The 25,201-nt window shown below is 71.3% G+C and carries 32 protein-coding genes and 1 tRNA gene; 24 read left to right on the forward strand and 9 right to left on the reverse strand.

The window, feature by feature from the left end; all coding sequences use genetic code 11:
* Positions 1-88: 88 nt before the first annotated feature.
* The gene (locus JTN19_RS00935; RefSeq protein ID WP_206929155.1) at positions 89-466 is read right to left on the reverse strand and encodes a flagellar assembly protein FliX; all 378 of its coding nucleotides are present in this window, start codon (positions 464-466) and stop codon (positions 89-91) included.
* A gap of 201 nt (positions 467-667) precedes the next feature.
* Here JTN19_RS00935 and JTN19_RS00940 point away from each other — a divergent pair, with 201 nt between their 5' ends.
* From JTN19_RS00940 to JTN19_RS01030, 19 genes are all read left to right on the forward strand, one after another.
* A complete protein-coding gene (locus JTN19_RS00940) occupies positions 668-1,768 on the forward strand; it encodes a flagellar basal body P-ring protein FlgI (RefSeq protein WP_206929157.1) in 1,101 nt (366 codons plus the stop codon).
* Positions 1,768-2,061 (forward strand): rod-binding protein, encoded by a 294-nt coding sequence (locus JTN19_RS00945; protein WP_206929159.1) that lies wholly within the window; start codon positions 1,768-1,770, stop codon positions 2,059-2,061. The genes JTN19_RS00940 and JTN19_RS00945 overlap by 1 nt, the downstream gene beginning before the upstream one ends.
* Complete coding sequence (locus JTN19_RS00950; RefSeq protein WP_206929161.1) at positions 2,058-2,459, forward strand: hypothetical protein; 402 nt, start codon at positions 2,058-2,060, stop codon at positions 2,457-2,459. The genes JTN19_RS00945 and JTN19_RS00950 overlap by 4 nt, the downstream gene beginning before the upstream one ends.
* Before the next feature lie 14 nt (positions 2,460-2,473).
* Positions 2,474-3,238, forward strand: a complete 765-nt coding sequence (locus tag JTN19_RS00955; RefSeq protein ID WP_206929163.1) for a RibD family protein — start codon at positions 2,474-2,476, stop codon at positions 3,236-3,238.
* Entirely contained in the window at positions 3,235-4,203 is a 969-nt protein-coding gene (locus tag JTN19_RS00960; RefSeq protein ID WP_206929165.1) for a zinc-dependent alcohol dehydrogenase, read from the forward strand. Before JTN19_RS00955 ends, JTN19_RS00960 begins: the two co-directional genes overlap by 4 nt.
* 11 nt (positions 4,204-4,214) lie before the next feature.
* Positions 4,215-4,619, forward strand: a complete 405-nt coding sequence (locus JTN19_RS00965) for a 6-pyruvoyl trahydropterin synthase family protein (protein ID WP_206929168.1) — start codon at positions 4,215-4,217, stop codon at positions 4,617-4,619.
* Between the two features lie 6 nt (positions 4,620-4,625).
* A complete protein-coding gene (locus tag JTN19_RS00970; protein ID WP_206929170.1) occupies positions 4,626-5,657 on the forward strand; it encodes a glycosyltransferase family 4 protein in 1,032 nt (343 codons plus the stop codon).
* Positions 5,650-6,528: a class I SAM-dependent methyltransferase gene (locus tag JTN19_RS00975; RefSeq protein WP_206929172.1), complete on the forward strand. Its 879-nt coding sequence runs from the start codon at positions 5,650-5,652 to the stop codon at positions 6,526-6,528. Before JTN19_RS00970 ends, JTN19_RS00975 begins: the two co-directional genes overlap by 8 nt.
* Positions 6,529-6,609: 81 nt before the next feature.
* Positions 6,610-7,383 (forward strand): class II aldolase/adducin family protein, encoded by a 774-nt coding sequence (locus JTN19_RS00980; protein WP_206929182.1) that lies wholly within the window; start codon positions 6,610-6,612, stop codon positions 7,381-7,383.
* A gap of 91 nt (positions 7,384-7,474) precedes the next feature.
* Positions 7,475-7,951 (forward strand): putative adhesin, encoded by a 477-nt coding sequence (locus JTN19_RS00985; protein ID WP_340643249.1) that lies wholly within the window; start codon positions 7,475-7,477, stop codon positions 7,949-7,951.
* A 340-nt stretch (positions 7,952-8,291) separates the two neighbouring features.
* The gene (gene dcd / locus JTN19_RS00990; protein ID WP_206929186.1) at positions 8,292-8,846 is read left to right on the forward strand and encodes a dCTP deaminase; all 555 of its coding nucleotides are present in this window, start codon (positions 8,292-8,294) and stop codon (positions 8,844-8,846) included.
* A gap of 12 nt (positions 8,847-8,858) precedes the next feature.
* The gene (gene murA, locus JTN19_RS00995) at positions 8,859-10,121 is read left to right on the forward strand and encodes a UDP-N-acetylglucosamine 1-carboxyvinyltransferase (RefSeq protein WP_206929202.1); all 1,263 of its coding nucleotides are present in this window, start codon (positions 8,859-8,861) and stop codon (positions 10,119-10,121) included.
* Positions 10,121-10,813, forward strand: a complete 693-nt coding sequence (hisG, locus tag JTN19_RS01000) for an ATP phosphoribosyltransferase (RefSeq protein WP_206929224.1) — start codon at positions 10,121-10,123, stop codon at positions 10,811-10,813. The genes murA and hisG overlap by 1 nt, the downstream gene beginning before the upstream one ends.
* 52 nt (positions 10,814-10,865) lie before the next feature.
* Positions 10,866-12,185 carry a histidinol dehydrogenase gene (gene hisD, locus JTN19_RS01005; protein ID WP_206929226.1) on the forward strand — a complete coding sequence of 440 codons (1,320 nt, stop codon included), beginning with the start codon at positions 10,866-10,868 and terminating at the stop codon, positions 12,183-12,185.
* A gap of 96 nt (positions 12,186-12,281) precedes the next feature.
* Positions 12,282-12,500, forward strand: coding sequence for a translation initiation factor IF-1 (gene infA, locus JTN19_RS01010; protein WP_007003972.1), 219 nt, complete (start codon positions 12,282-12,284; stop codon positions 12,498-12,500).
* Positions 12,501-12,662: 162 nt separating this feature from the next.
* Positions 12,663-13,238 (forward strand): Maf family protein, encoded by a 576-nt coding sequence (locus JTN19_RS01015; RefSeq protein ID WP_206929227.1) that lies wholly within the window; start codon positions 12,663-12,665, stop codon positions 13,236-13,238.
* Positions 13,223-14,287 carry a ribonuclease E/G gene (locus tag JTN19_RS01020; protein WP_206929228.1) on the forward strand — a complete coding sequence of 355 codons (1,065 nt, stop codon included), beginning with the start codon at positions 13,223-13,225 and terminating at the stop codon, positions 14,285-14,287. The genes JTN19_RS01015 and JTN19_RS01020 overlap by 16 nt, the downstream gene beginning before the upstream one ends.
* Complete coding sequence (locus tag JTN19_RS01025; protein ID WP_206929237.1) at positions 14,280-14,462, forward strand: DNA gyrase inhibitor YacG; 183 nt, start codon at positions 14,280-14,282, stop codon at positions 14,460-14,462. The genes JTN19_RS01020 and JTN19_RS01025 overlap by 8 nt, the downstream gene beginning before the upstream one ends.
* Before the next feature lie 47 nt (positions 14,463-14,509).
* Positions 14,510-14,585, forward strand: a tRNA-Phe gene (locus JTN19_RS01030).
* Between the two features lie 287 nt (positions 14,586-14,872).
* Here the strand turns inward: JTN19_RS01030 and JTN19_RS01035 are convergent.
* The 5 genes from JTN19_RS01035 to JTN19_RS01055 all read right to left on the reverse strand — a co-directional run bounded on the left by JTN19_RS01035 (position 14,873) and on the right by JTN19_RS01055 (position 17,778).
* Complete coding sequence (locus JTN19_RS01035) at positions 14,873-15,343, reverse strand: SRPBCC family protein (RefSeq protein ID WP_242530751.1); 471 nt, start codon at positions 15,341-15,343, stop codon at positions 14,873-14,875.
* Positions 15,330-15,668: an ArsR/SmtB family transcription factor gene (locus JTN19_RS01040; RefSeq protein ID WP_206929239.1), complete on the reverse strand. Its 339-nt coding sequence runs from the start codon at positions 15,666-15,668 to the stop codon at positions 15,330-15,332. The genes JTN19_RS01035 and JTN19_RS01040 overlap by 14 nt, the downstream gene beginning before the upstream one ends.
* Positions 15,669-15,922: 254 nt before the next feature.
* Positions 15,923-16,351 carry a VOC family protein gene (locus JTN19_RS01045; protein ID WP_206929249.1) on the reverse strand — a complete coding sequence of 143 codons (429 nt, stop codon included), beginning with the start codon at positions 16,349-16,351 and terminating at the stop codon, positions 15,923-15,925.
* Positions 16,352-16,419: 68 nt separating this feature from the next.
* Positions 16,420-17,274 carry a helix-turn-helix domain-containing protein gene (locus JTN19_RS01050; protein ID WP_206929251.1) on the reverse strand — a complete coding sequence of 285 codons (855 nt, stop codon included), beginning with the start codon at positions 17,272-17,274 and terminating at the stop codon, positions 16,420-16,422.
* Between the two features lie 60 nt (positions 17,275-17,334).
* Positions 17,335-17,778 carry a MarR family winged helix-turn-helix transcriptional regulator gene (locus JTN19_RS01055; RefSeq protein WP_206929254.1) on the reverse strand — a complete coding sequence of 148 codons (444 nt, stop codon included), beginning with the start codon at positions 17,776-17,778 and terminating at the stop codon, positions 17,335-17,337.
* A gap of 78 nt (positions 17,779-17,856) precedes the next feature.
* Between JTN19_RS01055 and JTN19_RS01060 the strand changes: the two genes are divergently transcribed.
* From JTN19_RS01060 to JTN19_RS01080, 5 genes are all read left to right on the forward strand, one after another.
* Positions 17,857-18,273, forward strand: coding sequence for a VOC family protein (locus tag JTN19_RS01060; protein ID WP_206929256.1), 417 nt, complete (start codon positions 17,857-17,859; stop codon positions 18,271-18,273).
* Positions 18,270-18,746 (forward strand): VOC family protein, encoded by a 477-nt coding sequence (locus JTN19_RS01065; protein ID WP_206929258.1) that lies wholly within the window; start codon positions 18,270-18,272, stop codon positions 18,744-18,746. Before JTN19_RS01060 ends, JTN19_RS01065 begins: the two co-directional genes overlap by 4 nt.
* A 195-nt stretch (positions 18,747-18,941) precedes the next feature.
* Entirely contained in the window at positions 18,942-19,334 is a 393-nt protein-coding gene (locus JTN19_RS01070) for a DUF4260 domain-containing protein (protein WP_206929260.1), read from the forward strand.
* Positions 19,335-19,708: 374 nt separating this feature from the next.
* Positions 19,709-20,305 carry a hydrolase gene (locus tag JTN19_RS01075; RefSeq protein WP_242530757.1) on the forward strand — a complete coding sequence of 199 codons (597 nt, stop codon included), beginning with the start codon at positions 19,709-19,711 and terminating at the stop codon, positions 20,303-20,305.
* A 96-nt stretch (positions 20,306-20,401) separates the two neighbouring features.
* Positions 20,402-21,139 carry a nuclear transport factor 2 family protein gene (locus tag JTN19_RS01080; protein ID WP_206929264.1) on the forward strand — a complete coding sequence of 246 codons (738 nt, stop codon included), beginning with the start codon at positions 20,402-20,404 and terminating at the stop codon, positions 21,137-21,139.
* A gap of 89 nt (positions 21,140-21,228) precedes the next feature.
* Here JTN19_RS01080 and JTN19_RS01085 read toward each other — a convergent pair whose 3' ends face one another.
* Genes JTN19_RS01085 through JTN19_RS01095 form a run of 3 tightly spaced genes read right to left on the reverse strand, consistent with a single transcriptional unit; the run spans position 21,229 to position 25,119 of the window.
* On the reverse strand, positions 21,229-22,968 hold the full coding sequence (locus tag JTN19_RS01085; protein WP_206929273.1) for a monovalent cation:proton antiporter-2 (CPA2) family protein: 1,740 nt from the start codon (positions 22,966-22,968) through the stop codon (positions 21,229-21,231).
* Complete coding sequence (locus tag JTN19_RS01090) at positions 22,961-24,502, reverse strand: VOC family protein (protein WP_206929283.1); 1,542 nt, start codon at positions 24,500-24,502, stop codon at positions 22,961-22,963. Before JTN19_RS01090 ends, JTN19_RS01085 begins: the two co-directional genes overlap by 8 nt.
* Positions 24,499-25,119: a glutathione S-transferase family protein gene (locus JTN19_RS01095; protein WP_206929285.1), complete on the reverse strand. Its 621-nt coding sequence runs from the start codon at positions 25,117-25,119 to the stop codon at positions 24,499-24,501. The genes JTN19_RS01090 and JTN19_RS01095 overlap by 4 nt, the downstream gene beginning before the upstream one ends.
* Between the last annotated feature and the right edge of the window lie 82 nt (positions 25,120-25,201).

Consider the following 25,201-nt stretch of genomic DNA (forward strand, 5'->3'; position numbering starts at 1 on the left):
GGACCATAGGCGGGAGCATTCGTCACAACAAGGGGTCAATCGCGACAAGTGCATGACCCTGTTCGGCTTCGACCGGACAAATCCGGTGTCAGCGGCCCAGCCGGGCCAATGTGACGCGCGCGCGCAGGGCGATTCCCTCCACCAATTCGCGCAGGGCGGGGTCGTGGCCGGCCTCGCCCTCGGCCAGGGCGGCCATGCGCCGCAGGGCCGATTCGGGCAGCCGGCCGGCGAGCAGCCCGGCCTGCAGCCCCGCCAGTTCCTGCAACAGGGCCTGGCCGCGGCGGGCGGCGGTGGCGTCCCGCTCCTCGGGCGTCAGGGCGGGGGGCGCGACGCCCACGCCCAGCCCCACCATGGGGGCGATGGCGGCCGCATGGGTGGGCGCCTCGCTCTCGGCCAGGCGAAAGCCGGCCGGCCCGCGCGCGGCGCGCCGCGCCGTCACCCCATAGCCCCGGATCGGCTCGACCATGCTGGCCCTCTCCTTTCGCCCGCTGCTGCCGCCCCCCGGCAAGGTTTCACGCGCCCCGGCAGGCTTTGCCGGCCGAGAAGGGCCCCAGGGCTGGCATGCCGGTTGCGAAGCGCCTGGGGCCCCACACCGGGGCGCCTGGAAGGTGGAGGTATTGTGTTGCCAGCGGATGAACGCGCCGCCCGCAAGGGAGCATGGTCGGCCATGCGGCGGATGGGGGGGCTGCTCGCGCTGCTCCTGCTGCTGCCGGGCCTGGCGCTGGCCCAGCCCGTCCGCATCAAGGACATCGCGGACATCGAGGGCGTGCGCGACAACCAGCTGGTGGGCTATGGCCTGGTGGTGGGCCTGCCCGGCACCGGCGACAGGCTCCGCACCGCCATCTTCACCCGGCAATCCCTGGTGGGGATGCTGGAACGGCTGGGCGTGAACACCCGCGACAATGAGGCGCGCCTCGACACGCGCAACATCGCGGCCGTGATGGTGACGGCCAACCTGCCCGCCTTCGCCCAGCCGGGTTCGCGGATTGACGTCGCCATCTCCTCGCTGGGCGACGCGCAGAACCTCACGGGCGGCATGCTCGTGGTCACCCCCCTGCTGGGCGCGGATGGCGAGGTCTATGCGGTGGCGCAGGGCGCCGTGGCGACGGGCGCCATCGCGGCGCGGGGTGCCGGCGGCAGCGTGCAGCGCGGCGTGCCGACCTCGGCGCGGATTTCGGCGGGCGCGATCGTGGAGCGCGCGGTGCCCTTCACCCTGGCCAACCGGCCCACCCTGCGGCTGGCGCTGCGCAACCCCGACTTCACCACGGCGCGGCGCATCGCGGCCGCCATCAACCGCGCCCAAGGCCAGGGCGTGGCGCGGGCCACCGACCCGCGCACCGTGCTGCTGAACATTAATGGCCGCGACCCGGTGGCCTTCATCACCGACATCGAGCAGCTGCGGATCACGCCCGACCAGGTGGCCCGCGTCGTCATCGAGGAGGCGTCGGGCACCATCGTCATGGGCGCCAATGTGCGCGTCTCCACGGTGGCGATCGCGCAGGGCAACCTCACCATCCGCATCACGGAGACGCCGCAGGTGGTGCAGCCCAACCCGCTGGCGGGCGGCGAGACGGCGGTGGTGCCGCGCACCCAGATCGAGGTGGATGACCAGCGCGAACGCCGCGTGGGCGTGCTGGATGGCGGCGTCACGCTGGAGGAGCTGGTGCGCGGGCTGAACAGCCTGGGCGTCGGGCCCCGCGACCTGATCACCATCCTGCAGACCATCCGCGCGGCGGGTGCGCTGCAGGCGGAATTGGAGGTGCGCTGATGATCACGCCCATTCCCGCCGGAGCCGCCGCCCAGGTGCCCCCACGCATGCGGCAGGCCGCCCAGGCCTTCGAGGCGCAGGTGCTGGCCCAGCTGCTGCAACCCGCCTTCGCCGCCGCCAGCAACCCGCGCTCCGCCTTCGGCGGCGGGTCGGCCGAGGCGCAGTGGCGGCCCATGCTCGTCGAGGCCTTCGCCACCTCCGCCGCGCGCGGCGGGCGGGGCATCGGGCTCGCCGACATGGTCCTCGCCCACATGATCCGCACCCAAGCCCAATCACAGGAGAACCGCCCATGATGGATGCCGTCATCGCCGCCGGGGAGCGCCTCGCCGAGGCCCTTCGCGCCGAGAACGAGGCGCTGGCCGCGCTCGACCTCACCCGCGCCGCCGCCATGGCCACGCGCAAGGTGCAGGCCACCGATGCCTTCGCCGCCGCCACCGCCGCCGCGACGCGCGTGGGCGCCCGCGCCGAGGGCACGCTGCGCCAGGCGGCGGAGCGGCTGGCGACCGACCTCGGCTCGCTCGGCCAGCAGAACCGGAAGTTGCTGGAGGAGGCGATCGCGCTGCAATCCCGCGTGATCGAGACCATCGCCCATGCCTCGCGCCCCGCTTCCCACGCGCCGGGCTATGGCCGCCAGGGCCGCCACCGGCCAGGTGCCCAGGCCGCGGCCCTTGCGGTGGTGACGCGGGCCTGACAGAACCGGGCCGCATGGATGGCCCGGGGCATGAAGCAGAATGGCAGGCGCTGCTGGCCGGTGAACCCGGCCGCGCGGGCGCCATGGCGGGGCTGTTCGGGCCCCTCTTCCGCCCGACCGCACCCGATGGCTGCGTCGTGGTGGGGCGGCTCGCGCAGACGCTCGACGGGCGCATCGCCACCCGCAGCGGCCACAGCCAATGGATCGGCGGCGAGGGCGATCTGCGCCACACCCACCGGCTGCGCGCCCTGTGCCACGCCGTGCTGGTGGGCGCGGCCACGGTGCGCGAGGATGACCCGCGCCTGACCACGCGGCGGGTGGAAGGCCCCTCGCCCGTGCGGGTGGTGCTGGATGCATCCCGCCGGCTATCCACTGATTACGGCGTGTTCCGCGAAGGCCCGCCCACCCTGCTGGTCGCGGCCGAGGACGGGCCGGCGACCCACGGCACGGCCGAGGTGCTGCGCGTGGCGCGCGGCGCGGATGGCGGCCTCGATCTGCCCGCCTTGCTGCGGGCGCTGGCCGCGCGGGGGCTGACGCGCATCTTCGTGGAGGGCGGCGGGCAGACCGTCTCGCGCTTCCTGGCGGCGGGGTGCCTGGACCGGCTGCATGTGACGGTGGCGCCCATGATCCTGGGCTCCGGCCGCCCGGCCTTCGCCCTGCCGGAGGTGAACCGCATCGAACAGGGGATGCGCTTCGGCTGGACGGTGCATGACATCGCGCCCGACGTGCTGTTCGACATCGCGCTGGATCGGCGCGCACCCCCCTGGCAGGCGCCATGAGCCAGGCGCTGTGGCATGTGGCGCCGGGCCGGGCCGAGCTGCGCCCCGCCCCCTGCCCCGAGCCCGGGCCGGACGAAAACCTGGTCCGCGCCCTCGCCTCGGGCCTTTCGCGCGGGACCGAGCGCCTGGTGCATTTCGGCCGCGTCCCGCCCGAGGCCGCCACCCAGATGCGCGGCCCCATGCAGGAGGGCGATTTCCCCTTCCCGGTAAAATACGGCTACTGCCTGGTGGGCGAGGTCGAGGCCGGGCCGCACGCGGGACAGCGCGTCTTCTGCCTGCACCCGCACCAGTCGCGCCTCGTCATTCCCGCCGGCCTCTGCGCGCCGCTGCCGGAGGCACTGCCAACCCGCCGCGCCGTGCTGGGCGCCAACATGGAAACCGCGCTGAACGCCATCTGGGACGCGGCCCCGCTGCCAGGGGAACGCGTCATGGTGATCGGCGCGGGGGTGGTGGGGCTGCTCATCGCCTCGCTGCTGGCGCGCATCCCTGGCGTGGACGTGACGGTGGTGGACCGTGACCCGGCGCGCGCCGCCCTGGCCGAGAGCCTGGGCGCCCGCTTCGCCCTGCCCGAGGACGCACCGGCCGAGCAGGAACTGATCTTCCACGCGACGGCCAGCGAGGCGGGCCTCTGCCTCGCGCTCAACCGCGCGGGCTTCGAGGCGCGCATCATCGAGGCCTCCTGGTTCGGCGCCGCCACGCCGGCCCTGCCGCTGGGCGCGGATTTCCACCACAAGCGGCTGCGGCTGGTCTCCACCCAGGTCGGCCATGTCAGCCCCGCCATGCGCGGCCGGCGCAGCCATGGGCAGCGCATGGCGCTGGCGCTGGACCTGCTGGCGGCGGATGCGCGGCTGGACGCGCTGCTCGGCCCCGAGACACCCTTCGCCGAATTGCCCGCCCGCATCACCGCCTTGCTTGACCCCACACCGGGCGCGCCACAGCCGCTCTGCCCCCTCGTCATCTACTGAAAGGCCTGCCGATGTTCAGCCTGACCGTCGTGGACCACATCATGATCGCGCACAGCTTCCGCGGCGCGGAGTTCGGCCCCGCGCAACGCCTGCACGGCGCCACCTTCGTGGTGGAGGCGGAATTCCGCGCGCCGAAGCTCGACCACCTGCACCTGCTGATCGACATCGGCCTGGCGAAAGATGAGCTGCGAAAGATCCTCTCCGCGCTGGACTACCGCAACCTCGATGAGGAGCAGGTCTTCGCCGGCAAGAACACCACCACGGAATATCTCTGCCTGCACATCCACGGGCTGCTGGCGGCCGCCTGCCGCGACGGGCGGATGGGGCCGGGCGGGGATGGGGTCACGGGCATCAAGGTGCTGCTGCGCGAGAGCCACATCGCCTGGGCCGCCTTCGAGGGTCCGGTGGAAGGCTGACCCCCCATGGACATCGCGCTGATCGTCCCCGCCCCCTTCGACACCATCTCGGGCGGCTATCTCTATGACCGCCGCATGGTGGCGGGGCTGCGCGCGCGGGGCCATGCCGTGCGGGTGGTCGAACTGGCCGGCACGCACCCGATGGCCGATGCCGCCGCGCGGGACGCCGCCGGCGTGGCGCTAGCCGGGCTGCGCGCGGGCGAGGTCGCGCTGGTGGACGGCCTCGGCCTGCCCGCCTTCGCGCCGCACCGCGAGGCGCTGGCGGCGCGCGGCGCGGTGGGGCTGATCCATCACCCCGTCAGCCTGGAGCAGGGGCTGGACCGCGCGGCGCTGGAACCCCTCGAACGCGACCTCTTCGCCGCCTGCGCGCGGCTGGTCGTGACCTCGCCCATGACGGCCACCACCCTCGGGCAATTCGGCGCCGACCCCGCGCGCGTTTCGGTGGTGGAGCCGGGGACGGACCCGGCGCTGCGCAGCAAGGGTTCGGGCGGGCCGGGCTGCCGGATTCTCGCGGTCGGCTCCATCATTCCGCGCAAGGGGCATGACGTGCTGCTGCGCGCGCTGGAGCGGCTGACGGACCTCGACTGGACCCTTCGCATCGTGGGCGCGGCCCATGACCCCGTGCATCTGCACAGCCTGCAGGCGCTGGTGGAGGAGCTGGGCCTCGGCGCGCGGGTGGCATTCCTGGGCGGGCTCGACACCGCCAGCCTGGAGGCGGAATACGCCGCCGCCGACTTCTTCGCGCTCGCCACCCATTACGAGGGCTATGGCATGGTGGTGGCCGAGGCCCAGGCGCGCGGCCTGCCCATGGCGCTCTGCACCGGGGGCGCGGTGGCGGACCTGGTCGCCCCCGGCTCGGCCATCCTGGCGCCGCCGGGGGATTTCAACTCCCTCTCGCGGGGCATGCGCCGGCCCATCCTGGACACCACGCTGCGGGCACAGATGGCGGACGCCGCCTGGCGCGCCGGGCAGGCCCTGCCGCGTTGGGAGGACCAGGCGGCCCGCCTCGCCGCCATTCTGGAGAACGCCCATGGCTGAGAGCTTCGACGGCGACTGGCTCTCCCTGCGCGAGGGCTTCGACGCCGAATCGCGCAGCATGGAACTGGCGGAAGCCCTGCTGGAGCACCTGGACGAGGTGGCCCGCCCGCGCTTCCTCGACCTCGGCGCCGGCACCGGCAGCCTGACGCGCTGGCTGGGCCATGTGCCGCAGCGCCCCCATGCCTGGGTGCTGGCGGATGCCGATGCGGAACTCATGTCCCGCGCCTTCGACACCATGATGGAGGCCGCCCATGAATGGGGCTGGCGCGCCACCTGGCCGCAGAAGAAGGCGCTGCTGCTGCATTCGCCCCAGGGCGCCTGGCGGATCGAGGGCATCCTGACGGACCTCGCCCGCGCGCCGGAGGGGCTGCCGCTGGACCGCGTGGACGCCGTGACCTGTTCCGCCCTGTGCGACCTGGTGTCGGAGCGCTGGGTGGAGGCGCTGGCCGCCGCCCTGGCCCGCCACCGCCTGCCCTTCTACGCCGCGCTGAACGTCTCGGGGCGGGAGAGATTCATGCCCCCCCATCCGGATGATGCCTGGGTGGCGCGCGGCTTCGGCCGCGACCAGCGGCGGGTGAAGGGCTTCGGCGGGCCGGCGCTGGGGGTGGAGGCGCCGGCCGCCCTCGCCCGCGCCTTCGCGCGCCACGGCTATGAGGTGCTGACGGCGCCGACCGACTGGCGCATTCCGCGCCAGGCCGGGGCCATGGCGCGCGAATTGGCGCTGGGCCATGCCGAGGCCGCCATGCGCCACGAAACCCGCGAGGCCGCGCGCATCGAGGCCTGGGCCGAAACCCGCGCCACCCAGGCCGAGGCGGGGCGGCTTTCCGTGCGGGTGCCGCACCGCGACGTGCTGTGCCTCCCGCCCGCCTGAAGCCTGACCCCGTCTGATGCCTTGCATCCGCCGGTCCGACATGGGTTGATGGGCCCGCCCCCACCGGACCGGAGACCCCCCATGTCGAGCGTCAAGGACCCCGCGGCCGAGGTCCATGTCGAGCAGCGCCGCCAGGCCCGCATCGACATGGCCGCCGCCCATCGCCTGGCCGTGCTGCATGACTTCCACGAGGCCATCGACAACCACTTCACCCTGATGGTGCCGGGCCGGCCGGGTCGGTTCTACCTCAACGCCTATGGGCTGCACTGGTCGGAGGTGACGGCCAGCAACCTGATCGAGGTGGCGTTCGACGGCACGGTGCTGGAAGGCACGGGGCCGGCCGACCGCAGCGCCATCTGCATCCATGCGCCCATCCATGAAGCCACGGGCGCGGCCTGCGTGCTGCACACCCACATGCCCTATTGCACCGCCATCTCGCAGCTGGAGGACATGACCATCGAGATGACGGGGCAGAGCGCCCTGCAGTTCCACAACCGCATCGCCTATGACTATGACTACAACGGCTTCGCCCATGAGCATGAGGAAGGGGCGCGCATGGCCGCCCTCATGGACGGCAAGCCCATCCTGATGCTGGCCAACCACGGCGTGGTGGTGACGGGAAATTCCGTCGCCCAGGCCTATCACCGCCTCTATTACCTGGAACGCGCCTGCCGGACGCAGCTGTTCTCCATGTGGACCGGCCACCGCCGCCGCTTCGTCAAGGAGGAGGTGCTGGAGAAGATGCGCGCCCAGGCCGCCTGGAAGGACCCGACGATGGCGATGAGCGGCCCCGAATACCACTTCGCGGCGCTGAAGCGGCTGCTGGACCGCAGCGACCCGAGCTACGCGGATTGATGAGAGGCACAGGACAGGAGAGGTTGCGCGTTGCAAGCGCCGCCACCACTCCCAACTTCCCGTAGGCGACCGCACAGGGGCACATGAAGCCATGCCGCAGCCAAATTGGATCATTTCGTGTCACGGTTACTCGGACGTGAAGTCAGGCTCCAGGTTCGCCATCACGAAGCGGCAGAGCTACGAGAATTTCAGCATCCCGCGCGGCGTGGAACTGGTCACCTATACCGAGCAGGGGGTGAACCTGAGCATGGCCCAAGGCTGGGACCTGTGGAACAAGCTGACGGGCAACCAGGAGGGCGCGGCCTACGCCCAGCGGCACAAGGGCAAGACATGGCCGACATCCGTCATCGACTACGGGCTGAGCGGACCGCACGACGCCGCGGATTTCGCGGACTGGATCAGCCCCGCGGGGCATAACGCGTGCGGGCTGTTCGAAGTGGGGAACCCTGTCTCCTTCCACCCCTTTCCCATCGCGACGCAGGTGACGACCCTGAAAGCCGTCGTGATGGCGGCGAAGAAGCAGAACGTTGCGCGTGTGTACTATCTGGCCTGCCAGGAACTCGGTTAGGCCCCTTGCGCAATCCGCCCATGCCAGCTTGCCACATGCCGTGCCCGGCGGGATGGTCGGCGGGGAGGGAGGCGTGTTCCCGGTGACCCACGCCACGCCCGGCGCCATCCCGCGCTGCCGCGCCGCCGCCGCCCCATGACCGACGACAAGGAGGCCCGGCTGGCCGCCGCCCTGCGGGCCAACCTGCGCCGGCGGAAGGCGCAAGCCCGGGCGCGCGAGGCGCTGGCGCATACGCCCCCCGCACCCCCGGCGGATGGACGCGACCCGCCCGAAGCGGGTAATCCACCGCCTCCGGGGAGTGACGCGCCGCCCCGGGAGTAACCTTCGGGGATCCCCAGCCATGTCCATCATGCCCGACCACTGGATCCGCCGCATGGCGGCCGAACACGGCATGATCGAGCCCTTCGTCGAGGCGCAGAAGCGCGAGGGCGTGATCAGCTACGGGCTTTCCTCCTTCGGCTATGACGCGCGGGCGGCCGATGAGTTCAAGGTGTTCACCAATGTGGACAATGCGGTGGTGGACCCGAAATCCTTCAACGAGACGGGCTTCGTCACCCGCACCGGGCCGGTCTGCATCATCCCGCCCAATTCCTTCGTGCTGACGCATACTGTGGAATACTTCCGCATCCCGCGCGACGTGCTGGTGATCTGCCTCGGCAAATCCACCTATGCGCGCTGCGGGCTGATCGTGAACGTGACGCCGCTGGAACCCGAATGGGAAGGCCAGGTGACCATCGAGATCAGCAACACCACGCCCCTGCCGGCCAAGGTCTATGCCCATGAGGGCATCTGCCAGTTTCTCTTCCTGAAGGGCGAGAGCGCGCCCGAGGTCAGCTATGCCGACCGCAAGGGCAAATACATGGGGCAGCGCGGCGTCGCGCTTCCGCGGTTGTAAGGGGCGCTGACCATGGACCGCATTCGCATCCGCGGGGGCCGGGCGCTCAACGGCGCCGTCCCCATTTCCGGCGCCAAGAACGCCACCCTGCCGCTGATGGCCGCCGCCCTGCTGGCCGATGGGCCGCTGACGCTGACCAACGCGCCGGACCTGGCCGACATCGCCACCATGCGCGCCCTGCTGGTGCAGCACGGGCTGACGGTGGAGCATGACAAGGCGGCGCGCACGCTGACCCTGTCGGGTTCGGCAAGCAACCTCGAAGCGCCTTACGACATCGTGCGGAAGATGCGCGCCTCGGTGCTGGTGCTGGGGCCGCTGGTGGCGCGGCATGGGCGCGCGCGTGTCTCGTTGCCCGGGGGCTGCGCCATCGGCACGCGGCCCGTGGACCTGCACATCAAGGGCCTGCAGGAGATGGGCGCCGAGATCGAGATCACGGCCGGCTACATTGAGGCCAAGGCCCCGCCAGGCGGCTTGCGCGGCGCGCGCATCCTCTTCCCGCAGGTGAGCGTGGGGGCGACCGAGAACCTGCTCATGGCCGCCTGCCTCGCCCAGGGCGAGACGGAGCTGGTGAACGCGGCGCGCGAGCCCGAGATCACGGACCTCGCCATGTGCCTCATGCGGATGGGCGCGCGGATCGAGGGCATCGGCACCGACCGGCTGCGGGTGGAAGGGGGTGCGACGCTGCTCCCCGCCACGCACCCCATCGTGCCCGACCGCATCGAGGCCGGCACCTATGCCTGCGCCGCTGCCATCACTGGCGGCACGCTGCACCTGGAGGGCGCGCGCCTCGAACATCTGGGCTCCGTGGCGCGCGTGCTGCGCGAGGCGGGCGTGGACGTGGCCGAGACGCATACGGGCCTGACCGTCTCCCGCATGAACGGGCTGCGCGGGGCGGATGTGATGACCGAGCCCTTCCCCGGCTTCGCCACCGACATGCAGGCGCAGTTCATGGCGCTGATGTGCGTGGCCGAGGGGGCCTCCATGATCACGGAGACCATCTTCGAGAACCGCTTCATGCATGTGCCGGAACTCACGCGCATGGGCGCGCGCATCAACTTCCATGGCAGCAGCGCCATCGTGCGCGGGGTGCCGAAGCTCTCCGGCGCGCCGGTGATGGCGACCGACCTGCGCGCCTCGGTCAGCCTCGTGCTGGCGGGCCTGGCCGCCGAGGGCGAGACCATCGTCAACCGCGTCTATCACCTCGACCGCGGCTATGAGCGGGTGGAAGCCAAGCTCGCCGCCGTGGGTGCCGAGATCGAAAGGCTGCCCAATTGATGGACATGCCCATGACCACGAACTTCGCCGACAGCGCCACGGGCCTGGTGCTGGCGCTGCCCAAGGGGCGCATCCTGAAGGAACTGGCGCCCTTCCTGGCGCGGGCCGGCATCATCCCCGCGCCCGACTTCACGGACGAGGACAGCCGGCGCCTGCGCTTCCCCACGAACGACGCCGCGCTCGACGTGGTGCGGGTGCGGCCCTTCGACGTCGCCACCTTCGTCGCGCATGGCGCGGCCCAGATCGGCGTCTGCGGCGCCGATGTGCTGATGGAATACGACACGGACCAGATCTACGCGCCGCTCGACCTCGGCATCGGGCGCTGCCGCGTCTCGGTAGCGGAACAGGTGGTCACGGCGGGGCGCGAGGATTGGCGCGCCTGGTCGCGCATCGCGGTGGCGACGAAGTACCCGAACATCGCCCGCCGCCACTTCGCCGCGCGCGGCATCCAGGCCGAGGTGGTGCATCTGAACGGGGCGATGGAACTCGCACCTTCGCTGGGGCTTTCGCGCGTGATCGTGGACCTGGTGCAGACGGGCTCCACGCTGAAGGCCAATGGGCTGGTGGAGACGGAGGTGATCGCGCATGTCACCTCGCGCCTCATCGTCAACCGCACCGCGCTGAAGACGCGGCCGGAAGAGATCACCGCCTTCGTGGACCGTTTCCGGGCCGCCATGGACCAGAGCGCATGATGGCCACCGATTCACGCCTCCCGGCCGAGACCCTCCGGCGATCGGAGGCGGCATGAAGCGCCTCTCCACCACGGAAGCCGGCTTCGAGGCCGCCTTCACCGCCATCCTGGAAGATGGCCGGGACACCACCACGCGGGTGGATGCGGCGGTCTCCACCATCATCGCCGCCGTGCGCGAAGAGGGCGATGCGGCGCTGCTGCGCTACACCGCGCGCTGGGATGGCTGGGCGCCTGCAACGGCCGAAGACCTGCGCGTGAGCGCGGCCGAGGTGGAAGCAGCCCTCGCCTCCATCCCGCCCGACCTGCTGGCCGCGCTGGACCTGGCCGCCGCGCGCATCGAGGCCTTCCACCGCGCGCAGCTTCCCACGGACCTCGACCTGCCGGGCGCCGATGGCGTGGCGGTCGGCATGCGCTGGGGCGCGCTGGACGCCGTGGGGCTCTATGTGCCGGGGGGGAAGGCGGCCTACCCCTCCTCGGTGCTGATGAACGCGCTGCCGGCGCGCGTCGCGGGTGTCGCGCGCATCGCCATCGCCGTGCCGGCGACCGAGGGCGCCATCAACCCGCTGGTGCTGGCCGCCGCCCATCGCGCGGGTGTTTCGGAAATCTGGCGGGTGGGCGGGGCGCAGGCGGTGGCGGCGCTGGCCTGGGGCACGCAGAGCATCGCGCCCGTGGACCGCATCGTGGGGCCAGGCAATGCCTATGTGGCCGAGGCGAAGCGCCAGGTCTTCGGCCGGGTGGGCATCGATTCCATCGCCGGCCCCTCCGAGGTGGTCATCCTCGCCGATGGCGACAACAACCCGGACCATGTGGCGCTCGACCTGCTGGCCCAGGCCGAGCATGACGAGGCGGCGCAATCCATCCTCATCACCGACAGCGCGGCCCTGGCCGATGCGGTGGCCGCTTCCGTGGCGCGCGAACTCCGGACCCTGCCGCGCGCGGGCATCGCGGGCGAATCCTGGCGCGACCACGGCGCCGTGATCCTGGTGCGCGACATGGAGGAGGCGGCGGCCCTGACCAACCGCCTGGCCCCCGAACATTTGCAGATCATGGTGGCCAACCCCCGCGCGCTGTTCGGAAAGATCCGCCACGCGGGCGCGGCCTTCCTGGGCCGTCACACGCCCGAGGCCATCGGCGACTATGTGGCGGGCCCCAACCATGTGCTGCCCACCGGGCGCACGAGCCGCTTCGCCTCGGGGCTTTCCGTCTTCGACTTCCTGAAGCGCACCACCTGGGTGGAGTGCAGCGAGGCGGGGCTGGCCGCCATCGGGCCGGCCGCGGTGGCGCTGGCCCAGGCCGAGGGGCTGGGCGCGCATGGCCTCAGCGTCTCGACCCGGCTGGGTGGCAACGCGCCCCGAATGGTGGCCAAAACTTGACCATCGCTCGTTCCGGGCGCATCTAGGCCCCGCCGGCGCCGGGGGCTGACCGCGGCGCGATCATCCGCGCCCACCCCGAGATGCCCAAGGAAGCGTATGTCGAAAGAGGATATGATCGAGTTCAGCGGCCAGGTCGTTGAACTTCTCCCCAACGCCATGTTCCGCGTGAAGCTGGACAATGAGCACATGGTCCTGGCCCACACCTCGGGGAAGATGCGGAAGAACCGCATCCGGGTGCTGGCGGGCGACCGTGTGAATGTCGAGATGACGCCCTATGACCTGACGAAGGGAAGAATCACTTTCAGGTTCAAGTGAGCGAAAGCTCACTTGAACCTGAAAGTTTTTTTGTGCCCTCAAATGCCGGGCGCGCGCTCCGCGCGCTTGGCTTCGCGCCCTTACGGGCGCGCCGGCCGCCTTGCGGCCGGAGCGTGGGCATGGCGCGCGTGATGCCGGTTGTAGCGCTGGCTGGATGTGCTGATGCCTGACACCCCCCTCCTCCTCGCCTCCGCCAGCCCCCGCCGCCTGGAGCTGCTGGCGCGCATCGGCGTGGTGCCGGACCGCGTGGCCCCGGCCGATGTGGACGAGACGCCGCTGAAGGCCGAGCTGCCCCGCCTGCTCGCCCGCCGCCTGGCCGAAATGAAGGCCCGCGCCGTGGAGGCCCCCGGCGCCATGATCCTCGCCGCCGACACGGTGGTGGGCGTGGGCCGCCGCATCCTGGGCAAGCCCGCCGATGCCGAGGAAGCCCGGCGCTTCCTCACCCTCCTCTCCGGGCGGCGGCACCAGGTGCACACGGGGGTCGCGCTGCGCCTGCCCGATGGCGCGCTGCGGCAGCGCCTGGTCAGCACCACCCTCGCCTTCCAGCGCCTGACCGACCAGCAGATCAACGCCTATGTCGAGACCAGCGAATGGCAGGGCAAGGCCGGCGGCTATGCGATCCAGGGCCGGGCCGAGATGTTCGTGCGCTTCCTCTCGGGCAGCCATTCCAACGTGGTGGGTCTGCCCCTGTTCGAGACCGCCCAGCTCCTGCGCGGCTGCGGATGGCTGCGCCCCTGATCGAAATTCGCGTCAGCCGCGCGCCCGGCGAACGCCGGGTGGCGCTGCTGCGGGACGGCCGGCTGGAGGGCTTCCGCCTGGAACGCCCGGCCCGCCCCGATGGCGTGGGCGATGTGGTGCGCGGGCGCGTCGTGGCGGTGATGCCCGCGCTTTCCGGCGCCTTCGTGGAGTTGCCGGGCGGCGACACGGGCTTCCTGCCGGCCAATGAGACCGAGGGGCGCCGCCTGCCGCCCGAGGGCACGCGCCTCGCGCTTCGCATCCTCCGCGCCGCCCAGGGCGGCAAGGGGGCGCGCGTCTCGGCCCGCGTGCCGGACCTGCCCGGCGAGGGCGTCCTGGCGCGCGGCCCCGACCAGGCGCTGCGCTGGGCCGCGCAATTCCCGGAAGCCCGCGTGCTGGCGGACAGCCCCGCCGAGCTGGCCCGGCTGCGCCCGCTGCTGGGCGCGCGTGCCGCCCTCGCGCCCCCCTTCGACGATGCGCTGGAAGCGGAGATCGAGGCGCTGCACGGCCCGGAGGTGGTGCTGGACGGCGGCGGGCGGCTCATCATCTCGCCCCTGCCGGCGCTGACGGCGGTGGATGTGGATTCGGGTGGCGCGGACCCCGCCGCGGTGAATGCCCGGGCCATCCCGGAATTCGCCCGGCAGATGCGGCTGCGCGACCTGGCGGGGCCCATCCTGCTCGACGTGGCGGGGCTGACGGCACGGCAGCGGGCGGGGCTGGAGCCAGCCCTGCGCGCGGCGCTGGGGGCTGACCCGCTGGTGCAATACCTGGGCCTCGGGCCGCTCGGCCTGTTCGAGATGCGGCGGACACGAATCCACCCGCCCTTGCACGAGGTGCTGGCCGACCGTGCGCTCGCCCACGGCCTCGCCCTGCTGCGCCAGGCGGCGCGGGAGGCCGCCGCCGCCCCCGCGCGGCGGATGGCGCTGCACGCCCCCGCCCCGGTGCTGGCCGCCCTGCGCGCCCTGCCGGGCGCGTTGGAGGAATATGCCGAAGCCGCCCGCCATGCGCTGACGCTGCGCGAGGCCGCCACAGCCGAGGTGACCGATGCCTGACCCCCGCCCCTGCCCCATCTGCCGCCGCCCCATCCCGGCTCCGCGCGAGGCCGGGCAACGGCGCGCCAGCTTCTGCTCGGAACGGTGCCGCCAGGTGGATCTGGGGCGGTGGTTCACCGGCGGCTACGCCATTCCCGCCATCGAGGCCGATGAGGACGAAAACCCGCGCGGGTGAGGGTGGACAGCCCCTCGGCACTTGGCTATCACCCCGCGACCAACGGCGCCCAGGTAGCTCAGTTGGTAGAGCATGCGACTGAAAATCGCAGTGTCGCTGGTTCGATTCCGGCCCTGGGCACCATTTCCTTCCGCGCGATGCCGCCCGCCAACCCATCGCGCCGGTTCGGCTGCGCCCCGCTCAGCCGCACCACTTCCTTCCGCGCGATGCCGCCCGCCAACCCATCGCGCCGGTTCGGCTGCGCTCCGCCCAGCCGCACCACTTCCTTCCGCGCGATGCCGCCCGCCAACCCATCGCGCCGGTGCGGCCGCGCTCCGCTCAGCCGAACCGTTTTCCTCCGCCACGCTTTCCTTCGCGGCCATGGCTGGGCTGGGCAGTCAGTCCGCCCTGCCTGATCGCCCTGGCCAGCGTCAGAGCGCCCCGGCCAAGGCTTCGAGCTGGTCGAGGCAGGTGCCCCAGCCGTCGAAGAAGCCCATCTCCTCATGCTTCCGGCGGTCCGCGCTGGATTTGTGACGCACCAGCGCCTGGTACCGCGTGCCGCCCCTCACCGCCTCCATGGTGATATCGGCGGTGATGAAGGTCTCGGCATTCGGCCGGAAGTCGGGGCCGAGGGCATCGGTCCAGACGAGGCGCCGCTGGGGCTCCGCCAGGAGGACGCAGCCAGGCGTCTCGTCCATCTCCGCGCCTTCCGGCGAGGCCATCACGACCGAGAAGATTCCGCCGGCGCGCGGCTCTATCGAAACGCGCGCCACCGTCCAGGGCTTGGGCGCGAACCATTGCTTCAGCAAATGGGGCTCCGTCCACGCCCGCCAGAGCTGGGCGGGGCTGGCGGCGACCACTCGCTCGAGCACGAGGTCAAGTTCGGGGTCAGGCATCATCATTCTGTCCTTTGTCATTCAGGGTGGCGAGAAAGGCATCGAGGCGGTCGAGACGCGCCTCCCAGAGCAGCCGCTGCTGGCCCAGCCAGCCTTCGGCGGCCCTCGCCGCTTCCGGCTTGAGGCGACATGTGCGGATGCGCCCGGCCTTCGCGGATTCGATCCAGCCGCCCGCCTCCAGCACCTTGAGGTGCTTGAGGAAACTCGGCAGCGCCATGCCGTGCGGCGCGGCCAGTTCGGAGACGGGCGCCGGACCCGCCGCCAGGCGCGCGATCACCGCGCGGCGCGTGGGATCGGCGAGCCCGTGGAAAATCGAATCAAGGTTATCCATTCGGCTATCTATTGCCGCCGCATCCCCCGCGTCAAGATAGCTAGCTGAATGGAAAACTATCCGCGGGGGCGCGAGCCAGGAGCGCCGGCGTCGCCGCCCGCGGGAGGGCTTTCGTCACTGGCGTCGAGCGACGTGGCGAGACGCGGGGGAGAAGATCATCCCCCTCGCCGCCATCGGGGCGGCGGACGCGCCGCATTCGTGGAACCCGCCGCCTCCTGGGGCCGATCACCCCCTCCGCCCGAGGGCGGCTCGGCTCACGCCTCGCCGTCGCCGCGCGGGGTCGGCCAATAGGTGCCGAAGGACCAGAGATTGCCCTCCGGGTCGCGGCAGGCGAATTCGCGGCTGCCATAGTTCGTGTCGCGCAGGGGCGTTTCGATGGTCGCGCCCGCCGCCCGCAGCCTGGCATGCAGCGCATCCGGGTCGGCGATGGCGACGTAGAGCGCATCGGTGCGCCGGCCGGACCGCTCGCCGACCAGCCGGCCATAGGCATCGTCGCGGTCCTGCCCCAGCATGAGGATGGACGCGCCGAGGGCGAGCTCGGCATGCGCGACGATCCCGTTGTCGCGGTGCACGGCGTGCTCGGTGAAGCCGATGTGCTGCTTCAGCCAGGCGATCATGGCCTCGGCGTCCCCGCAACGCAGGGTGGGGAAGATGCAGGGCGGTTCATGGCTGCGCGACGGCATGGGTGGTTCCTTTCCAGGGGTGTCGCGCGCAGCATCGCCACCGCCGGGCCGGCCGGCTTGAAGATTTGTCAGCCGAAGGCGAGATCGGCGGGCCGCGCGAGGCGCGGGTCGCGCAGGGCGACGCGCCGCGCCCAGGCACCTGGCGCCTCGCCGGCCAGCTCGACGAAATCCCGGATCAGGTGGGCCTGGTCGGCATAGGCGCAGGCCACGGCGATCTCGGCCCAGCTTCCGCACCGCGCCGCGCCGCCCTCCCCCTGGGCCAGGGCACAGGCGTGCTGGAAGCGCATCATGCGCGCCACCCGCTTGGGCCCCAGCCCGATCTCGGCGCGGAACCGGCCGGCGAAATGGGTGCGGCTCCAGCCGATCTCCGCGGCCAGCGCGCCGATGCCGAGGCTGCCGGCGCTTTCGGCCAGGCGACGATAGGCGAAGGCGATCCCGGGCGAAGGGGCGAAGGCGTCGCGCGCGGCGACGAAGCCCTCCACCAGGTCGAACCTGTCGCGCCAGGACGGCGTCGCGCGAAGGCGCTCCAGCAGGCGCCGCCCCGGCGCGCCGAACACGTCGCCGAGATCCACCATGCGCTGGGACAGCTGGGGGATCGCGCCGCCGAGGCAGCGATAGGCGCCGAGCGGCGTGAAATCCACCTGCACGCATTCGGCCCCGCCGTCCGAGCGGATGTCCACCGGGCCCGCATAGAGGCCCGCCACGAAGCTGCCCATGCCATCCCCTTCGCCGGCTTCCCGGCCGAGGGCGATGCGGAAGGGCGTGCCCAGGCTGAAGATGAGCGGCACGACGAGCCCCGCCGTCTCGCGCTGCCGGTGGCTGGCCGGGCGCGTCTCCCGGTAGCCGGTGATGGCGGCGAGGAGATGGCGGGTCCGCCCGGAGGGCCTGTGGCGGATCAGCGCGAAGGCGTCGGGCGTCTCCATGGAGGTCATCCTGGCCCCCGGGTGAGCCGGGATGCAATCACGAAGCGGCCGGGCGGGCCGTCACAGCCGGGCCAGCCCCTGCCGCAGCGCCTCCGCCGCGGGCTGGCCGAGCGCCTCGTCCAGCGCGGCGTGGGCGGCGCCCCAGGCCGGGATCGCCCTTTGCAGCAGCGCCACCCCTTCGGCCGTGATCCGCACGCGGCGTGAGCGCCGGTCCTGGGCGTCCGGGACCAACTGGAGCAGGCCGCGGCGTTCGAGCGGCTTCACCGCGGCCGTGAGCGTCGAGGGGTCCATGGCCAGGAAGGGCGCGAGCCGCCCGATCGGCGGCGGCTCCGGGCGGTTCAGCGCCACCAGCAGCGAAAATTGTCCGTTGGTCAGCCCGAACGGCCGGAGCGCCGCGTCGAACCGCCGGGCCAGGGCCCGCGCGGCGCGCTGCGTGGCCAGGCAGAGGCAGGTGTCGCGGATGTGATGGACGGTCGCGGGGGGGAGCATCTCGGTGTTTGCCATGGGCGCATTGTTTTGATATCAAAGTTTATCGCGGAAGGCCAGAGCGCCCCCAGCCGCCACCAGACACCGGAGGAACCCATGACCGACGCCCCCGTCCGCCCCGATGCCAGGCTCATGCAAGGCGTCATCCCCTATCTCGCCATGGCCGGCCGCGCGGCGGAGGCGTGCGAGTTCTACGCCCGCGCCTTCGCGGCCGACCGCATCGAGCGCTTGCCGATGCCCGATGGGGCGCCGGGCCTGATGCACGCCCAGCTCGTCATCAATGGCGGGACGCTGATGATGACCGACCATGGCGGCGGCACCGCGCCCTCCTACGGCTTCGGCCACCTGCAGCTCGTCGTGGCCGATGGCCGTGCCTGGTGGGACCGGGCGGTGGCGGCGGGCTGCGCCGTCCTCGCCCCCTATGAGCAGCAGTTCTGGGGCGATGACTGGGGGCTGCTGGAAGACCCCTTCGGGATCAAGTGGGCGGTCCTCGAGACGGGTTCGCCGGCATGACGGCCAAGAACACCATCTGCCTCTGGTTCAACGGCGATGCCGAGGAGGCCGCCCGCTTCTACGCCGCCACCTTCCCCGACAGCGCGGTCGGCGCGGTGTTTCGCGCGCCGGCCGACTTCCCGTCCGGCAAGGCGGGTGACGCGCTGGTGGTGGCGTTCACGGTCTGCGGCGTTGCCTGCATCGGGCTGAATGGCGGGCCCGCCTTCCGGCACAGCGAGGCCTTCTCCTTCCAGATCGCGACCGACGACCAAGCGGAGACCGACCGGTACTGGGACGCCATCGTCGGGAATGGCGGCCAGGAGAGCGACTGCGGCTGGTGCAAAGACCGCTGGGGGCTCTCCTGGCAGATCACCCCGCGCGTGCTGACCGAGGCGCTCGCCGCCGGCGGCGCCGAGGCGGGCCGCGCCTTCGCCGCCATGATGACCATGCGGAAGATAGACGTGGCCAGGATCGAAGCGGCGCGGCGGGGCTGAAGGAAGGGGCGCCGCGATCGGTGTCCGGCATCGGCCGGAGGCCGCCACGCCGGAGTGGACCGGCAGCGCGCTCCGGGGGAAACTGGTGGGCGATACCGCGCCCCTCGCCTTCGGCCGGGCCTGCCTGCGCCAACCGTCCAGCGGTGGCGGAAGCAGCCCGCGGGGCATGATCCCTCGAAGTTCCACAGGTGCACGATGATCCCGGCAATCAACTGGCAACGGGCCGAGGGCGGCCTTGTCCTGCTCTGTGGCTTGGCGATCCATCTGCACCAGGCCGAGGCTTTGCCGTGGTGGGCGGCCCTGCTCATCTTCTTCGCACCGGATCTGAGCATCGTTGGATACGCCTGGGGGGCCAGGGTCGGTGCCTTTCTCTACAACGCCGTCCACATCTATGCGTTCGGCGCGGCCTTCCTCGCCCTCGGGCTGGTCGCCGCGACGCCGATACTGGTGACCGTGGGGGCGCTGTGCATGGCGCATGCGGGCTTCGACCGGCTGCTCGGCTACGGCCTCAAGTCACCGGAAGGCTTTTCGTTCACGCATCTCGGTCGGATCGGGAAGGCGGGACAGCGGAGGCCACCCCAGGCTTAGGCCGGGTCGTCGCCGTGCTGGAGGATGCCGCCGGGCTCGCGACGTCCTCCCGTGCCGGGCGGGGCGCTGGGCCGGCATGTGGGCCCCCAGGGTCGGGCGGCCACGAGGGGGGAGGCCGTGATGTCAACCGGCGCTTCACCGCGCGACGCGACAGGGTGTCGGGCGTGCCCGCGCTAGCCGCATGTCCAACGCGCACCATACCATCAGACAATTGTTCCGCCCCGCACCGCTTCTTCACTGTCCGGCCCATGCGGAAGGGACCCTGGCGAAGGCGCCTGCGTCCCGCTTCGCGAATGTTGGCAACAAAGGACAGTGTCATGGCATTTCGCAACGGCCTTGCTTCGCTTCTTCGCCCGGAAGATTCCGTTCTGGTGATGATCGACCACCAGCCCTACCAGCTGTCGAACCTGGGCAGCCACGACAAGCACATGGTCGTGAACAACGCGGCGGGCCTGACGAAGGCGGCGAAGGTCTTCGGCGTCCCCACCATCCTGACCAGCGTGGTCGAGGACCGCGGCGGCCGCATCTTCCCCCAGATCACCGACGTCTTTCCCGAACAGAAGGTCATTGACCGGACCTTCATCAACACCTGGCAGGACCCGGCGGTGGTGGATGTGGTCAAGGCGACCGGGCGCAAGCAGCTGGTCATCGCCGGGCTCTGGACCGAGATCTGCGTGGCGATGCCGGCCATCCAGGCCGCGGGCGAGGGCTGGGACGTGACGGTGATCACCGACGCCTCCGGCGGCATCACCAAGGAGGGGCATGAGGTGGCCATCCAGCGGATGATCGGCGCGGGCATCAACATGATGACCTGGGTGGCGCTCGCCTCGGAATGGCAGCGCGACTGGGCGCGGGCCGAGACCGCCACGGCGCTGAACGATGTCGTCCTCCAGCACCTGGCCGGCAGCGGCATCGCCTATCTGTGGGAGCAGCAGCTGCTCAACACGCCGGTGCCGAGCGCGGCCGGCTGATCCGCACGGGGATGACGGGCCGCTCCACGCCTCGTCATCCCCATCCGGCGGCGCCCCGCCGCGCGGCACCCCACTCCAGAACCCAGAAGGTGCGCGATGTCCCTGGATCAATTCCCTGTCGGGCTGGAGATGGACGTCTCCTACCCGGAATTCGCCGTCAGCCTGGCGCTGCTCTCGGCCACGCGGCTGCGGTTTGAGATCAAGGAAGGGCCCTTCGCCCGGACGGAAACGGTTGAGATTCAGGTCATCCCGCTCGGCAATGGCATCTTCGCCGTCAGCTGGCGGGAGAAGGACGGTGCGACGGTCACGAATGTCCAGGACCATGATCGTGGCCTGGTCCATTCCTTCGCGACCCTGCCCGATGGATCATTCCTGCGGATGAGCGGAAGCTTCGTGGTCACGCGGCCCGCGGATCGCGTTTCGGATGATCGTCCGCGGCGCAACAAGGCGCTGGTGCTGGACGCGATGACCTCCCTGTTCCAGCGGCATGACGCATCGGCCGTCGAGCGCCTCTACGCCGCGGACTATATCCAGCACAATCCGGGCATTCCGCAGGGCCGCGACGCCTTGCGGGCGCTCGTCGCCGGCCTGTCCGAGGATGTCCACTACGAGCCTGGCCTGATGTTGGCCGAAGGCGATCTCGTCGCCATCCACGGCCGCATTCGCGGCTGGGCGGAGGCGCCGCAGATCGTGGTGGACATCTTCCGGGTCCAGGATGGCCGGCTGGCCGAGCATTGGGACGTGCTGCAGGACGAGGTGCCGGCGGCGGAGGCCCATGGCGGCATCACGATGTTCGATCCCGGGGAGCACCATCCGCGCAAGGCGGGCTCGTAGACCTCAGGCGAAAACCTGTTCGTCCTCTTGCCCGTCCTCGCTCCAACCTCCCGTGGGCTGGAGCTCCGACAAACCGGGGGCGGTTCCGTTCAGCTCGGCGATGCGGGGCGGATATGCAGCGTTTCCCGTCCCGACATGTCACCCCCCTGCGCCTGCGCGGCCAGGCGCGCCTGGTCCCGCCGCCGTATGTCATCGACGGCTTCCTCGACGTCGAGGTGGCCGAAACCCAGTGCGCGCAAGCTTTCCGCGCCCATCCGATAGGCGGATTCCACGGTCTCCCGTATCTGGTAATCGACGCCCGCCTGGATCAGAACCCGGGCGTTGCCCCGATCACGGCTGCGAACAAGCAGTTTCGCCTGCGGGAACTCGTGCTGCGCCAGCTCCACGATCCGCAGGGCCGCCTTCGGATCGTCCACGCAGATCATGATCGCGTCGGCCTCGCCCGCGCCTGAGTGGCGCAAGGTGTCGAGCCGCGAGCCGTCGCCGAAGAAGACCTTGAACCCATACTGGTCCGCCTCGCGGATGCGATCGGGGTTGGTGTCGATGACGGCGAGTTCGATCCCCCTGGACAGCGGCGCCTGCGACGCCATCTGGCTGAACGGCCCGAAGCCGATGAGCAGGATGCGCCCCTTCAGGTCGCGGGCGGGATCGATCCCGTCCATCGAGGTTTCGGTGCGCAGCAGCCGATCGGTCGCCAGCATCAGCAGCGGGGTCAGGCCCATGGACAGGATCACGACGGTGGCGAACAGGGCGTTCTCGCGCGCATCGATCACCCCGCCCGAAGCCGCCGCCGCATAGAGGACGAACGCGAACTCTCCGCCCTGCAGGAACATGGTCGTGCGGCGCAGCGCGGCCTGGTTGGCGCTGCGGAACAGCCGGGCGACCGCGTAGATGACGCCGCCCTTCGCCGCCATGAACACGACCAGAATGGACAGCAGGAGCGGCCACTCGGCCGCGACGATGGAGAGATCGAGCGACATGCCCACGGCGAGGAAGAACAGGCCCATCAGCAGGCCGCGGAACGGTTCGATGTCGCTTTCGATCTGGTGGCGATAACTCGAACCGGACAGCATCACGCCGGCCACGAAGGCGCCCATCGCCATGGACAGGCCCGCGGCTTCCATGAGAAGGGCCGAACCCAGAACCACGAGCAGCGCCCCGGCGGTGAGAACCTCGCGCGTGCGGGACCGCGCCAGCAGCGAGAAGAACGGGTTCAGCCCCCAGCGCCCCACGGCCAGCAGCGCCAGCAGCGCGGCGAGCGCCACGAGGATGCCGATCCATCCCGACTGCCCCTGAGCCAGCGGGGACATGAAGGCGACGACCGCCAGGAGCGGCACGATCATCAGATCCTCGAAGAGGAGGATCGCGACCGACTTTTGCCCCTCGGCGGTCGACATCTCACCTCGGTCCTGCAGCACCGACATGATGACGGCCGTCGATGACAGGACGAAGCCGGCGCCGGCGATGAAGGCGACCGTGGCGGGCAGGTTGAAGAGCATCAGGCCCGCCAGGGTGAGCACGGCGGAGGCGGTGAAGACCTGGACGAGGGCCAGTCCGAAGATCTGGCCTCGCATCGCCCATAGCTTGAGCGGGCGAAGTTCCAGTCCGATCACGAACAGGAACATCACCACGCCGAGTTCGGAGAAATGCAGGATGGACTGCGCGCCGGTGATCAGCCCCAGCACCGAGGGGCCGACCAGCAACCCGGCGGCGAAGTAGCCCAGCACCGAACCAAGGCCCAGGCGCTGGAACAGCGGAACGGCGATGACGGCCGCCCCCATGAGAACGACCGCAGGACCGATCATGTGTCCCAGGCTGGCATCAGCCATTGGGTTCTGCCTCCGAAAGGCTCCGCCGGAGCCATCGTGCCGCCTCCTCGACATCGGCGGCGGTCGGTTCATGGCCGGCCGGAAGCATCACGGCGTCCACCGTGGCGCCACGCGCGGCCAGGTCGCCCGCGAGCGTGGGCGTGGCCGGGACGAAGGGGTCGTCGCGCCCATCCAGCATGAGCAACCGCACCCCTGAGAGGTCCGCGGCCGGGGGCGCTTCCAGGGGCTGGATGGCACGCATCAGGACCGCGCGGCGCAGGATGGCGGGATGAAGCTGCATCACGGCGGCCAGGAAATTGGCGCCGTTGGAATAGCCGACGAAGACGAGCCGGTCCGGGTCGAGCCCGTAGCCGGTCACGGCGCCCTCCATGAAGGCGGCGAAGGCTTCGGCCTCGGCGCGGATGTCGGCCTGGTCGAAGCGCGCGGCGTCGAACCGGCGGAACCAGCGATGGCTGCCCTCCTCGGTCGCGCGGCCGCGCACGCCCAGCAGCGTCGCATGCGGCGCCGCGCGGCGCGCCAAAGGCATCATGTCCGTTTCATTGCCGCCGGTGCCATGCAGCAGGACCAGGGTCGTGCCGTCCGGGTCCGGCGGCCGGTTGAAGCGGTGAATGAAAGGAAGATCGCGGACGGGCCACCGCTCCTCGCCGGGCAGGGCGAACTGGGGGAGCATGGCCTTCAGATCCTCGGCGCGGGCCGCTTCGCCCGGCGGCAGGAAGAGCGTCCGGCCCAGCGCGTCAGGCTCTTCGTCCACGGTCATGCCGGGCCCATCGGTCGCATGCTCGATGAGGATGCCGGCCGGGTCGCGCACATAGAGGGACAGGAAATACTTGCGGTCATGCACCTCGGTCGGCCCGTGCGCCTGGAGCGAGCGCCGCATGGACCGGAGCTCCCCGGCATCGGCCGCCCGGAACGCCACGTGGTCCGGCACTCCGGCGCCGGCAACGGAGGGCACGAATCCCGACACTTCCCGGACATCCACGGCATCCGTGTCGGAGACCATGCGCTGCGTCCGCCCTTCGCGCGGCCCGGCGGTGTAGCCGAACCGTGCCACGAACCCCGCGGTGGCGTCCGCCTTGTCCGTCAGCAGGGTGACGCCCCGCAACCGGGTGGGGGCGTCCGGAAGCGGCGCGGGCGTCGGCAGGTCGGCGCCGACGAGCTTCACGATCAGGCCGTCGGGATCCTTCAGCCGTAGAACGGGCTCGCCGAATTCGCGGGACGGCCCCTCCACCGGAATGCCGGCGGCGAGGGCCCTGGTCAGCCAGTCCCCAAGCGCCCCCGGCGGGATGGCGAGTGCCACTTCCGACACCTGCCCGATGCCGGTGCGCCCGCGGCCGGCGGCCTCCCACACCAGGAAGGTCAGCAGCGATCCGGGACTGCCCAGGGCGTCCCCGTAGACCAGGTGCAGCTGCTCGGCATCGGCGTAGCCGCCTGTCCGCTTCACGAGGCGGAGGCCCAGGAAGCCCGCGTAGAAATCCACATTCGCCTGCACGCCGGCGGTGATTCCCGTGACGTGATGAATGCCGCTGGCCGTCACTTGCCCGCCTCGCGGGCAAGCACCGCCCGCACGGCGGGGTCGTCCGCCAGCCGGTCATGCAGCGCCTGCACGTGCGGGTATGGCGCCAGCCCTCCGGGCAGCATCTTCCGGGCCCAGCGGATCATCGGGAAGGCGTAGGCGTCGATCACCGAGAGGCCCCCGTCGAGGATATGCTCGCGCCCGTCGAGGTGTCGGTTCAACAGGTCGAAGGGCTTCGCGACCAGCTTGTGCCCCGCCTCGACGACGGCGCGCCGGGCCGCCTCGCTCTCATTCGTCGTGTAGCGGAAGGGCATGAAGACCGGCCAGAAGGCCGCGTGAACATCCGAGGTGAGGAAAGCCGACCAGCGATGCGCCTCGGCCCTGGCGCGCGGCGTGTCGCCCCCGGACAGCCTGGCCTCCGGGTGCTTGTTCGCCAGGTAATCGAGGATCGCGGCGCACTGCGTCAGCAGCCAGCCGTCATCCTCGCGAAGCGTCGGCACCGCGCCGGCCGGATTGACGGCGAGCAGTTCCTCAGACCCATGCCGGACCCTGACGGCCTCATAGGGCGCGCCGATCCATTCGAGGACGATGTGCGGCGCCAGGGAGCAGGCGCCGGGGGCGTAGTAGAGCGTGGGCATGGTGTCGTGTTCCCATCATATCCAGGGTAGAGACTGATCAGCGGAACCCGCCCCTCCGGCTTCGCGCGCCTTGCCGGCGGGC

Source organism: Roseococcus thiosulfatophilus (assembly GCF_017311575.1).
In the GTDB taxonomy this organism is placed as follows: Bacteria; Pseudomonadota; Alphaproteobacteria; order Acetobacterales; family Acetobacteraceae; genus Roseococcus; species Roseococcus thiosulfatophilus.